Source organism: Nostoc sp. (genome assembly GCF_041747015.1).
Taxonomy (GTDB): Bacteria; Cyanobacteriota; Cyanobacteriia; order Cyanobacteriales; family Nostocaceae; genus Nostoc.
The window spans coordinates 23192-34852 of record NZ_JBGTFY010000322.1 but is presented as its reverse complement, the minus strand read 5'-3'; the positions used below and the strand labels follow the sequence as shown (position 1 = coordinate 34852).

Sequence of the window (11661 nt, the reverse complement as noted above, 5' to 3'; positions counted from 1 at the left end):
ATTTTTCTTGTTTCCCCCCTTGTAAAGGGGAGGGAACCGTATTTTTCTTGTTTCCCCCCTTGTAAAGGGGAGGGAACCGGATTTTTCTTGTTTCCCCCCTTTACACCGGATTTTTCTTGTTTCCCCCCTTTACAAGGGGGGACTAAGGGGGGTAACAACGCAATTAAAATCACAGTCAAACACTTTTCAAACATCCTCTTACACTCCGAACCTTTTACCAAATTCGTTGGATGTTGAGTACAAAACTAAGTAAAACATTTTCCCCGGAAATAGTTTGAGGAAATGTTAAAACTTCCACATCTTGTCCTGGACGATAAATTTCCACTTCCTGTTTACCCTCCCGTAGGTGGCATTATAATCAACTCTCCTTGGGCATTGCGTTCTAATTTTAAATCGGGGTTTTCTTCACACAATTGATAAAACTGCTCTCTGGTCAGTTTAATTACAGAATTCAGGTTTAATGTAAGTGCTGTCATAGGAGTATCTCCGGTTTTTGTTCGCTGACTGGGCTACAAACCTATATCCATTTTGTTCTACACCACATATTTCAACCTCTTGTTCTGGACTCATTAGTATTTACCCAATACGGTTCGGATAAGATACCCCCGCCTACGGCGACCCTCCTTAATAAGGGGGTGAAAGAGAGATATTAGCTCCCTTTTTAAGGCTACCGTGTACACACAAGTCGGAAAAACTTCATCCACCAAAGATTTACGGTGGTTACGCTGGCGTGATAAAGCTAAAACGCATTTGTTATTTCGGGGTACTCATTTGTTATTTCAGAGTACTCATTTGTTATTTCAGAGTACTCATTTGTTATTTCGGAGTACTCATTTGTTATTTCGGAGTACTCATTTGTTATTTCGGAGTACTCATTTGTTATTTCGGCGAACGCATTTGTTATTTCGGCGAACGCATTTGTTATTTCGGCGAACGCATTTGTTATTTCGGGGTACTCATTTGTTATTTCGGCGTGTCCATAACGCACCCTACGAAACTACTAAAACAGTTGAAACCTATACGGGTCATACTTGTGTGTCCACAGTAGCTTTTTAAGGGGGGGGTTGGGGGGATCTTCGAGTGATAAACAAGCTAACCGAACCGTATTGAGTATTTACCGATTATTGTGATTGGGTATTTTTATTTTAGAATGACATTTAAACTTAATCCTACTGCTAAACAAGAAGATCCCCGACTTCTTTATAAAATCGGGGATCTGAACCTTTGTTAGAGGTGATTTATGTACCTGCTCATCATCTTTATTGCCTACCAGGAACCTTCAACCCCCGACGCTCAAGGATTTGCCGCACATCTGGACTAGGAGTGTAGTTATAGCCATAGGAGGAGTTTTCAGAGTCATCCATAATCTGAGGTGTGAGCAATACAATTACCTCATTGCGCTGATTATTTCTGTTTGTACTTCTAAACAGCGCACCAATCAGCGGAAGATCACCCAAAATAGGAATCTTGGAGATAGTTGTCCGGTCTTGGTCTTGAATGATGCCACTCAGGATTAATGTTTGACCATCCCGTAAGCGAATCAAGCCAGAAGTAAGAGAGCGCTGAGACACTAAAGTAATACTTCCATTTCCTGTATCTGTTGTGCCTGAAGGAGCGCTGACAGTAGGAGCAACCGATAGAGAAACGAAACCATTATCATCAATACGCTCAATTCTCACATTCAAGGTTAAGCCAACGTTTTGCTTCTGAATCGTTCTTTCTGTCCTAGAACCACCAGAATTATCTGTTGTTTGGAGAGTTATATTTCCCACTACTTCTTGAGTCAGGTTGATAAGAGCCTGCTGACCTTCTTGCACAATCAAGGTTGGGTCGGTCAAAATCTTGGCATTACCATTTGTCACTTGAGCCTGCAAGCTAGTGAGAAGAGACTTGGTGAACGTGTATGGATTAGCGCCGAAAGCAGATGTTGGATTCACAATCGTTGGTGGACCTAGCGGAGCTCCAGAAACTCCAGGAAATCCAGGACTTCCTGGAGTTAGTGCAGTGTTTGCAACGCTATTTCTTACTTCAGCACTAGTAGGTGGTCTGGAACCACCAAAATTGAGAGTTGCTACACCACCATCATTTGAAAAGAAGCTGTTGCCAAGCCCAAAAGAAAAGCTGGTGTTGTAATCCTGGGTGTTCAAGAGGTTAACATCAATAATCTTGACGTTAACTACCACTTGACGACGACGGATATCAAGCTGAGTCAGTTGAGCCATTGCGATCTCAATGAGTCTAGGAGGTCCAATTAAGGTAAGAGAATTGGTGCGCTCGTCTCCTAATGCCTGTAAACCTCTCAGTAATGGGCTAGAGTCTATAAAATCAGCACGTTGAGTTTCCAGTCTAGTTTCCGTGGTCGTCTGAGTTTGAGTGATAGGCGCAACTCCAGTACCCACAGCTACAGCGCTAACGCTGGTAACTTGCCGTTCGCGGTTGACGGCACTTTCTGCCCCCAAGCCAACCAAAAAATTTAGGGCGGTTCCCACCGTTACCTGATTAAGCCGCATACTACGCATAATCATGTCACGGGTTCCGTTAGGTAGTTTAGCTCCTACAAAAACTGTACGACCACTGCGATTAGCTTCTAAACCACTCAAGCGCAAGACATAATTAAACACATCTTGCACTGGCTCGTTTTCTATGTCTAAGGAGATTGTTTGAGAAGTTGCTTGTGCAGTAGCACCGGCACCTTGCTGACTTCCAGCAGCTTGCTCACCTCCCACATAAGCCAAGTTCAAACCAGCTGCACGGGCAAGCAGTGACAAAACCTCACGTACTGGCGCATCTCGCAGTACTAGGCGGGGTACACGTTCCTGAGTTCCCAAGTCAATAGAGCTAGGAGAAACATCGCTATTAGAGATGGCAATATCTCCCACTGGTGGGGCGACGGCTCTGGGTAAGAAAGGTGGAGCCTGACTCACAGGTTGACCAGGACCTGCAGCTTGTGCAGGTTGTCCGTCAATGGTGATTTCCGGGTTGGGAACGAGAACATCTGGCTTTTGACCAGGTTGGGCTGGAGTAGGAGCAGGCGGTGCTGTGGATATTGGCGCTGTTGGCGTTGGTGCTGATGCTGTAGTGCCTGCGGATGGGCTAAAGCTGAGTGTAATTCCATTTGGCGATCGCACCACGGGTTGATTGCCGGGTGCGTTGCTACTGCCAGTTACCGTCACTCGGACGCTATTGGCATCAAGCTGACTAACCTCCACCGAGGCAATTCCTGGTGCTGGGCTATCTTGACGAAAACTATTACCTTGTGGTAATCGTAATTGAGTATTGATAATATCTGCGACTAAAGCCTTGCCTCTTTTTGTCGTGAAAACTTGGGGGCGTGACCCTGAAGAAGTTTTCAAAACAACGTTAATTCCACCATTAACTTGATTTAACTGGACATTAGTAATTTGACTAACTTGTGCCCAAACTGGTTGAGTTGCCAAAAATACAAAAGCGGTAGCACCCAATATAAAACTATTACCTTGAAGGTGTTTCACACTTCATTCCTCACACTATAAAACCTTGTTTACAAATAATTTTGAGTTTCAAACCCTTAATTTTCCATAGTCCGCCTCCGCGAACTTCGGTTGTGTAGCCGCGAATTCCATTCCCCCTTGCCTTTAAATTACAAGGACGGTTAGAAACCGCATCTACACACACAAACCCCATCTCCGTGGGTTTAAAACCCTCAATTTCTCCTTAGTCCGAGGAGGCGGACTTTGCCTGTGTAGCCGCGAATTCTATTCGCCCCGACTTACGACTCTTCACTTTGTCGGGGCAGCTTTAGGTGCTGCTGCGGCTATTTCTTCAGCACTAAGTGGCATCAATACCTGTAATTGGAATGATGTATTAATCGCTGCTGGGCCTACCTGCATCGGCGTTTTATCTAATGGGGATCTTGACTCGACTGGAGCCACAGTTACTTGATAATCTTTAATTATTAACAAAGGCTGTAAACGCTCAATGTTACGAATTATCGATTGCGTTTGTTCATAAGTTCCTGTAATGTCAACATTGATAATGCTGCGTTGCAGCTTGCCATTAACCAGTAGTCCTAGACTTCCATCGATAATCGGTTCTGGTTTTTGGGAAACTGGTACGAACTTCTTAAGTTTGGCTCTTACTCCACCAAGAGAGGTTTGAGTATTGCCAGACTCAACTAAGCGGTTCAAATCCAACAGCAATGTATCCAAGGTTTTCTCATTAGCGAATAAAGCTAAAACCTGAACTTTTTCCTGCTTTGCCTGTGCTAGTTCGTCTTTAACTTTGTCAATCTGTTTGATATTGGCTTTTTTTTGCTGAATTTGCGCTTGCAGTTCCGAGCTTTTGGCTTGCTGCTGCTGATAGATTTCCCAAGTCGGCATCAGCAGGTTTAAGAACATATAACCTGCTCCCGCTAAACCAATTACTCCCACCAAAATCCCAATGATTTTTGGGGTAAAGGTAATGCCAAAGATCACGGGGGACGCTGGCGTTGCCTGATCGAATTCCCCACCATGTTCGGCAAAATTTAAATCATCACTCAGCGTCATTTTGAAATGACTCCTATTTTTTGCATACTACGAATTCGGGTAACTAACCCCACTGTGCCTTTTTTTTCCAACTCCCGGATTAATTCTGAGGCTGGAACATCGTTCATACTCGATTGAATAGTGTATTTCACTACTTGGGGTGGCTGAATTACTACACCAGAATTAGGTTGAACCACACCTGGTATTAAGGGAGCATCTACTAATGCTGTCGTGATAATTCTACTTTCTGTGGACTTCAAGAACCGAGACTGTTGTAAACTTAATAAGAAATCATTGACATCGTTAAAAGACCGAGCCAATCCGGTAATTTCTAATCCCCCGGCGGGATTGTTTGGTGGCTGACCTGCCACTACCGCAATGGGTGGGATTTGTTTGATGTTCTCAATTTGCACTGCCGCAGGGATGCGATCGCGCAAATCTTGCAGCATTGCTGACCAAGGTCGAATCTGGTCAAATACAGTAACTAAAGCTTGGGTTTCTCCTTTAATTGCGATCGTTTCAGCTTTGATTTTGTTAAGATTTCCTATTTCTGCATCTAATCTCTTGCTTTCTTGATCTAGTTGTGCTATCTGACCCTCTAATTCAACAATTTTCCCTTGCAACAACCACCAACCAACTCCCAATAAAGCTGGAAGACCTATACCTAATGCAACTCCCACATACACAGGTGTCAAATTCCCCGTAGGCAGCTTTAGAGACATTCCTCCTTTTCTCTCAGGCTTTTTCTGGTATGCTGGGCGGTCTTTAAGAAAGTTAACATCTAAGCTGTACATTCTCTTATACCTCCCGCATTCCTAGACCAAGTACAATCGCCAAGCCAGAGCGTTGTACTTGGGGATATTTGTCAGCCTCAACTTCCAAAGACAAAGCCACTATTGGATCTATCTGGGTAGTTGGCAAGCTCAATCGTTGAGTGAAGAATTCATCTAGCTGCTGGAGTCCGCCTCCTGGCCCAGCTAATAAAATCTGCGCTACCTCCAAGTTTTCACTTTGATTGAGGTAAAAATCGATAGAACGGCGCAGTTCATCTGTTAGTTCTCCCAATACTCTTAATATGGCTGCCATACCAGGATTGAGTTCGGTAACACCAGTTTTCCCGCCGTCTATGGGAGTTGGGGGAATAATCATTCCGTGTAACAGTTCCATATCTCGTGATGTAGGTAAGCTCATTGCCCTTGCTAAGGCAGTTTGCATTTGATAAGTCCCGATTGGGACTGTGCGCGAAAATTGCGGCACTCCGTTAACGATGATGGCGATTTCTGTACTATCGAACTCTATATCAACAAGTACTACTGCTTCTTGCGGCCCAAATTGTCGCAGTTGATCGCGAATAGTCCGAATCAGAGCAAAACTGTTAATTTCTAAAACATCTATTTGCAATCCTGCCTGCTCGAATGTACTTATATAGGTATCCGTGATCTCCTTGCGGGTGGCAACTAGGAGTACGTGTACTTTTTCAATACCATCCTCATCTACAAAGTAGTCAAGTTTCTGATAATCTACATCAGCTTCTTCACGAGGATAAGGTAAATACAAACCTGCTTCATGGTTTAGCACCATTTCTCGCAGTTCTTTGTCATCTAACTCCGTTGGTACTGGTATTATCCGAACGATGGAATCTCGCCCTGGTACAGCAGTGGCAACACGAGAAGTTTTGATTTTGCTCTCAGTTAGCGCCTGCTGAATTAATTGCGCCATTGCTGCGGGGTCGGTAATTTGACCATCGGTAACTATGCCTTCTGGAACTGCTACCGATGTAAAGGTTTCTAATTTCAAACCTTGGCGCTGCTTACGTAGCTGAACTACATTTACCCGTTCGGGAGCAAGTTCAATGCCGACCCCTTTATTCGATTTGCCAAACAGACTTTTGAAGTTTTTAACCACAGTTGTGCCCGCTGGACTGCTAAATTGAAGATTTAAATGATACTAAGAGACGGATTTGGTTGCTAAGTAATTTATTTAGCTTATGATCTCGACAATTCTGACTAAGCTTTTCAGACTGAGCAAGCGTAAAAATACTGGGAAAATGATTCAATTGCGAAAATTTAAACAACTTGTTGCTTTTCTACTGCTTGGTTTATTAACCAGTTGGATTGTAAGTTGCAGCACAGGTACAAAACAGACTACTTCAGGAGCGGCAACTGTTGAGTTTTGGACGATGCAACTCCAACCTCAATTTACCGACTACTTCAAAAACCTCATTGCGAATTTTGAATCGCAAAATTCAGGTATAAAGGTTAACTGGGTTGATATACCTTGGGCGGCGATGGAGAACAAAATTTTAACAGCCGTCTCAGCAAAAACGCCACCTGACGTTGTTAACCTCAATCCGAGTTTTGCTTCCCAACTTGCCGGACGAAATGCCTGGTTGGATTTGGATGGGAAAGTCTCAAACGATGTACGTTCCTCCTATCTACCGAATATCTGGAAAGCAAGCACGCTTAATGGCAAGAGTTTTGGGATTCCCTGGTATCTCACCACAAGGTTAACCATTTATAACACCGATTTATTAAAACAGGCGGGTATCAATAAACCACCTGTAACCTACGCAGAATTGGCACAAGCAGCGCAACAAATTAAAGATAAGACTGGCAAATATGCCTTTTTTGTGACTTTTGTACCGCAAGATTCCGGTGAAGTGCTGGAATCTTTTGTGCAGATGGGAGTCACTTTAATAGATGCTGAAGGGAAAGCGGCGTTTAATTCAGCACCAGGTAAGGCAGCGTTTCAGTATTGGGTAGATTTGTATAAAAAAGGGTTGCTTCCTAAAGAAGCTTTGACGCAAGGACATCGCCACGCGATCGATTTATACCAATCTGGAGAGACTGCGTTTCTAGCTTCTGGGCCAGAGTTTCTCAAAACGATCGCTAATAATGCCCCAAAAATTGCTCAAGCTTCGGGAATAGCCCCTCAAGTCACTGGTGACACCGGCAAGAAAAATGTCGCGGTGATGAACATAGTTATTCCCCGCGACACCAAACAACCAGACAGCGCTGTGAAATTTGCTTTATTTCTCACCAATGACGAAAATCAATTATCCTTTGCTAAAGTTGCAGATGTGTTACCTTCTACAGTCAAGGCATTATCTAATAGTTACTTTAAAGATGTTCCAGCTAATGCTTCAACACTAGAAAAAGCGCGAGTTATCACTGCTAAAGAACTGCAACAGGCAGAAATATTAACTCCGACTTTGAAGGATTTCAACAAGTTGCAAAAGGCAGTTTACGAGAACTTGCAAGCAGCAATGTTAGGCCAGAAGACTGTAGATAAAGCTGTAGAAGATGCGGCGCAACAGTGGGATCAAAGATAAATTCGTAATTCTATTGAGTCCGTGTGCAACTTTCTCTCAAACCTAACCCCCAACCCCTTCCCTTCAAGGGAAGGGGAGCAATAATCAAAGCCTCTCTCCCTGTGGGGGAGAGGAATGGAAGTGGGGTTCTAAGAATAAGTTGTACATCACGTTATATTGGTGGTTGCTAAAAAATCGCCTACTAAATAAAGGGAACCACACACAACGATTAAATCGTCTGTGGTTGCGGCTTCTAATGCTGTGAATAAATCTGGATGTATTTGGCGATCGCTTAATTCTGGACAAATATTATAAGCTAGGTTGGCTAATTCGTGTAGATCGGCGGAAGTTCTACCCGGCGAAGGTTCTACTGGTATTGGTACTAGAAAAAGGCGATCGCCTGCTCGCAGTAAGGCGGCTAAAATATCAGCATGATCCTTATCGGAAAACATTCCCATAACCCAGTTGATGGGCTTATGGTTTGCATCTAAGCTATCAACATAATCGCGCAGTACTTGAGCGGCGGCTGTATTATGAGCGCCATCAAGTAATAATTTATGGTTTTTCCAGGTAGTCCATTGCATTCGCCCCGGCCATTGAGTTTTTGCCATGCCGTTGATTATGGCTTCTTCAGAAATCTGCCAACCCTGCTGTTGGAGAATTTCTAAAGCAGCTAAAGCTAAAGCTGAATTAGTTAATTGAATTTGTCCCGCTAATGGCAATGGGTATTTAATTAATTTAGAATTTTGAATTGTTTGATATTCTGCCCACCCAGTGGCTATTTCACGGGCGGGTTGAGGCGTAAAAATTGGGCATTCTAATTCTAAAGCACGCGATCGCACCACTTTCTCTGCATCCGGTGGCAATGTTCCAATTACAACGGGACATCTAAATTTGAGAATACCTGCTTTTTCTCTAGCAATGTCAGCGATGGTAGAACCAAGTTGCTGCCAGTGTTCCCGGCTGATGGAAGTGATAATCGTCACCAAGGGTTCCAAGCAGACATTGGTAGCATCCAAGCGCCCTCCTAGTCCGACTTCCACCACAGCCACATCGACTTGCTGCTGGGCAAAATATAACCAAGCCGCCGCCGTAATTACTTCAAACTGAGTTGCTGATTCGTCATCAGGGCGAATAACCGCTTGGACTTGTTGGAATAATTTGCTCAATTCCTCAGAGGAAATTGGCTGTTCATTCAGACAAATACGTTCCGTCCAATCCACTAAATGGGGTGAAGTGTAGCGTCCTGTACGATAACCAGCCTCAGTAAGTACCGAGGAAAGATAGGCACAGACTGAACCTTTGCCATTAGTGCCAGCGACGTGAATTATTGGGATTTGGTGATGGGGATTGCCCAGAGTTGCCAATAGGTTGACAATGCGATCGAGTCCCATACGGACACCAAAGCGTTGCAGGGGTTGTATTACAGAATCGATATTCAAGGAAGGAGAGTAGGGGATGAGGCAATACGGTTCGGTTAAGGTACATAGCTCTTAAAGATCCCCCTTAATCCCCCTTAAAAAGGGGGAAATATAGCCATTTCTTAGCCCCTGCCTTTTTAAGGGGGGTTGGGGGGATCAAGTCTTATCCGAACCGTATTGGGGGATGAGGGAGACAAGGGGACAAGTGAGAAGGGGACAAGAGAGAATACTAAACCCAATGCCCCATGCCCTATTAATAAATTTAAGCTTCCCTATCAAAAAAGCCTTGAATTTGTCTTAAAGCCGCAGCGCCAATATTAAACACTGCCCAGCTAGCAGCAATTGCGATTGGTGCTAAAACGATCGCTATACGGTAATCGATATCCATATCTAGAACTCCTCTCTTAAGTAGAAATTAAAGTTTTGTCAACTGCTCTCATTTTTATTTTTAGCTGAAGTGGGCAATTTTTCCCATTCTATATGTAAAGAATGTTTAAATTATAGGGCATTGGGCATTGGGCATTGGTTATTTCCCTCATCTCCCTCATCCCCCTAAGCCTTACCAGCATGAACTAAGGCCAACTTTTGATAACGTTTAGCGTGTTCAATGAGTTCTGCGGCTTCAGCCTCTGTTACTTGTCGTAACACTTTGCCAGGAATCCCCACAACTAGGGAAAGAGGCGGTACATTTTTTGTCACCACTGCACCAGCACCGATAATGCTACCAGCGCCCACTCGTACCCCGTCTAAAATCACCGCGCCAATACCAATCAAACTTCCACGCTCAACGTAAGCGGAATGTACCACAGCGCGATGCCCTACGGTAACATGATCTTCTAAAATTGTCGGAAAACCAGGATCGCTATGTAGAATTGCCCCATCTTGAATATTTGTGTATTCGCCAATTTCAATGCGTTCAACATCTCCTCTAACCACTGCTCCATACCAAATGCTTACCCCTGTCGCTATATTTACCGAACCCATAACAACAGCATTGGCTGCGATGAAGGCAGCTTGAGAAAAATCGACAGATGTCCAGTAAGAAGCGGTAGACACGATAGAATATAAATGTGGTACCCAGGAACACTGGAGAAACTCCAACCTTTGAGGCTGGTTGCACAACTAGGATATCACAGTGTCAAGCCTCTACAGTGAGGAAAACACTAGTGAACAATGTTCCTGCCGCAACACCGTGTCTGTGCAGCAGTGAGCAAGTAACCCAAAGTGATGGAGCCGAAGTGTATAATCCAACCCACTGGTGCTGGTGAAGACAAAATTATGTTTGTACGCACTTCATGATGAATCCAGGTTTGCAGTACCCGATGTTTGGAGCTGAAATACAGTGTCCCCATTGTCGCCAGACTATTCCGGCGCTGACATTAACGGATACTTATTTATGTTCGCGTCATGGTGCCTTTGAAGCTAATCCTAAAAATGGAGAGTTAATCCATTTGCAATCGGGGCGTCATTGGCGAAGGTGGAATAATGAATGGTATAGGCAGCATACTCATCCCGATGGTATTCGGTTTGAAATTCACGAAGCATTAGACAAGCTGTATACCCAAGGCTATCGAGCAACAAGAGTGATTATTGCTCGACGCTATCAAGAATTGATGACTGGCTATTTAGAACGCAGTACACCTTGGCGTTCTGGACAACAGGAAGATACCCCTGCGCGTTTGTATGGCTTACCTGTAGAGTTTAGCCTTGAAACCTCAGAAGACCCTTGTTGGGAAGTGATTAATTTTGACTTGGAAAAAGAGCCTGGTGTCCCTGTGCGCTACCCTTATTTCAGGTTGTTTGAGTAAACAGTAATTAGTGCTGAGTGCTGAGTCCTGAGTGCTGAGTCCTGAGGGAGAAGAAGTAGTAATTGCACTCAATTAAAAAGTTTTCTATCCTTAGGATTTAAGTGTAAGGTCTTACTCAGCACTCAGCACTCAGCACTCAGCACTCCTATCTTATGCACCACGCTTCTATTCGGACTGCGAATATTCATCGAGCGATCGCTTTCTACGAACACTTAGGGTTTACAATTTCAGAACGCTTTACTACAGGCTACACACTAGCTTGCTGGATGGAAGGATTGGGTGGCAGAATTGAACTGATCCAAATTCCTGAACCAAAACCAGCCCCAGATGCGTTTGCTGATGAACATTATGTAGGGTACTATCATCTCTCGTTCGATTTAACTGAGATTACACCAGATTTACCTAGCTGGTTGACAAATTTACAAGAACGTGTAGCACTAGCTGCTGAGAGTCAACCCGATGAATTACAACCGTTGAAAGTTCTTTTGGAACCGACACAACAGCAAATAGGCGATCGCATTTACGAAGTGGCTTTCATCGCCGATACTGATGGTTTACCCCTAGAATTCATCCGGGTTTTAGCAAAACTAACATAATTTAGCTTTTTTATTTTTTTA

Annotated in this window: 11 protein-coding genes and 1 pseudogene; 3 read left to right on the top strand and 9 right to left on the bottom strand. The window is 43.9% G+C overall.

The features are described 5' to 3' along the window. From ACEW80_RS26155 to pilM, 6 genes and pseudogenes are all read right to left on the bottom strand, one after another. Positions 1–194 (bottom strand): hypothetical protein (locus ACEW80_RS26155; RefSeq protein WP_373529400.1); only part of this gene is annotated, 194 nt, incomplete at its 3' end. Positions 195–214: 20 nt separating this feature from the next. After that, positions 215–476: pseudogene (locus tag ACEW80_RS26150) on the bottom strand (hypothetical protein). A gap of 783 nt (positions 477–1259) precedes the next feature. Next, positions 1260–3491, bottom strand: coding sequence for an AMIN domain-containing protein (locus ACEW80_RS26145; RefSeq protein ID WP_373529399.1), 2232 nt, complete (start codon positions 3489–3491; stop codon positions 1260–1262). Positions 3492–3758: 267 nt separating this feature from the next. Continuing rightward, a complete protein-coding gene (locus ACEW80_RS26140) occupies positions 3759–4526 on the bottom strand; it encodes a pilus assembly protein PilO (protein WP_373529398.1) in 768 nt (255 codons plus the stop codon). Next, the gene (locus tag ACEW80_RS26135) at positions 4523–5299 is read right to left on the bottom strand and encodes a PilN domain-containing protein (RefSeq protein WP_373529397.1); all 777 of its coding nucleotides are present in this window, start codon (positions 5297–5299) and stop codon (positions 4523–4525) included. Before ACEW80_RS26135 ends, ACEW80_RS26140 begins: the two co-directional genes overlap by 4 nt. A gap of 4 nt (positions 5300–5303) precedes the next feature. Further along, complete coding sequence (pilM, locus tag ACEW80_RS26130; protein ID WP_373529396.1) at positions 5304–6410, bottom strand: type IV pilus assembly protein PilM; 1107 nt, start codon at positions 6408–6410, stop codon at positions 5304–5306. A gap of 142 nt (positions 6411–6552) precedes the next feature. On the opposite strand from pilM, the gene ACEW80_RS26125 reads away from it, so the two are divergent. Continuing rightward, complete coding sequence (locus tag ACEW80_RS26125) at positions 6553–7836, top strand: sugar ABC transporter substrate-binding protein (protein WP_373529395.1); 1284 nt, start codon at positions 6553–6555, stop codon at positions 7834–7836. A 146-nt stretch (positions 7837–7982) separates the two neighbouring features. Here ACEW80_RS26125 and ACEW80_RS26120 read toward each other — a convergent pair whose 3' ends face one another. From ACEW80_RS26120 to ACEW80_RS26110, 3 genes are all read right to left on the bottom strand, one after another. Then, positions 7983–9257, bottom strand: a complete 1275-nt coding sequence (locus ACEW80_RS26120) for a folylpolyglutamate synthase/dihydrofolate synthase family protein (protein ID WP_373529394.1) — start codon at positions 9255–9257, stop codon at positions 7983–7985. 241 nt (positions 9258–9498) lie between these two features. Continuing rightward, positions 9499–9624: a photosystem II protein Y gene (locus ACEW80_RS26115; RefSeq protein ID WP_373529393.1), complete on the bottom strand. Its 126-nt coding sequence runs from the start codon at positions 9622–9624 to the stop codon at positions 9499–9501. 164 nt (positions 9625–9788) lie between these two features. Continuing rightward, positions 9789–10292 (bottom strand): gamma carbonic anhydrase family protein, encoded by a 504-nt coding sequence (locus ACEW80_RS26110; protein ID WP_373529392.1) that lies wholly within the window; start codon positions 10290–10292, stop codon positions 9789–9791. Between the two features lie 239 nt (positions 10293–10531). On the opposite strand from ACEW80_RS26110, the gene ACEW80_RS26105 reads away from it, so the two are divergent. Together ACEW80_RS26105 and ACEW80_RS26100 are read left to right on the top strand one after the other, a co-directional pair. Continuing rightward, the gene (locus ACEW80_RS26105; protein WP_373529391.1) at positions 10532–11044 is read left to right on the top strand and encodes a TIGR02652 family protein; all 513 of its coding nucleotides are present in this window, start codon (positions 10532–10534) and stop codon (positions 11042–11044) included. A gap of 152 nt (positions 11045–11196) precedes the next feature. Next, the gene (locus ACEW80_RS26100; RefSeq protein WP_373529390.1) at positions 11197–11640 is read left to right on the top strand and encodes a VOC family protein; all 444 of its coding nucleotides are present in this window, start codon (positions 11197–11199) and stop codon (positions 11638–11640) included. The last annotated feature ends 21 nt before the right edge of the window (positions 11641–11661 follow it).

Excerpts from the sequence above, each read along its gene's own strand:
- ACEW80_RS26140 (WP_373529398.1), bottom strand. The coding sequence starts at position 4,526 with ATGACGCTGAGTGATGATTTAAATTTTGCCGAACATGGTGGGGAATTC.
- ACEW80_RS26135 (WP_373529397.1), bottom strand. The coding sequence starts at position 5,299 with ATGTACAGCTTAGATGTTAACTTTCTTAAAGACCGCCCAGCATACCAG.
- ACEW80_RS26125 (WP_373529395.1), top strand. The coding sequence starts at position 6,553 with ATGATTCAATTGCGAAAATTTAAACAACTTGTTGCTTTTCTACTGCTT.
- ACEW80_RS26115 (WP_373529393.1), bottom strand. The coding sequence starts at position 9,624 with ATGGATATCGATTACCGTATAGCGATCGTTTTAGCACCAATCGCAATT.
- ACEW80_RS26105 (WP_373529391.1), top strand. The coding sequence starts at position 10,532 with ATGATGAATCCAGGTTTGCAGTACCCGATGTTTGGAGCTGAAATACAG.
- ACEW80_RS26100 (WP_373529390.1), top strand. The coding sequence starts at position 11,197 with ATGCACCACGCTTCTATTCGGACTGCGAATATTCATCGAGCGATCGCT.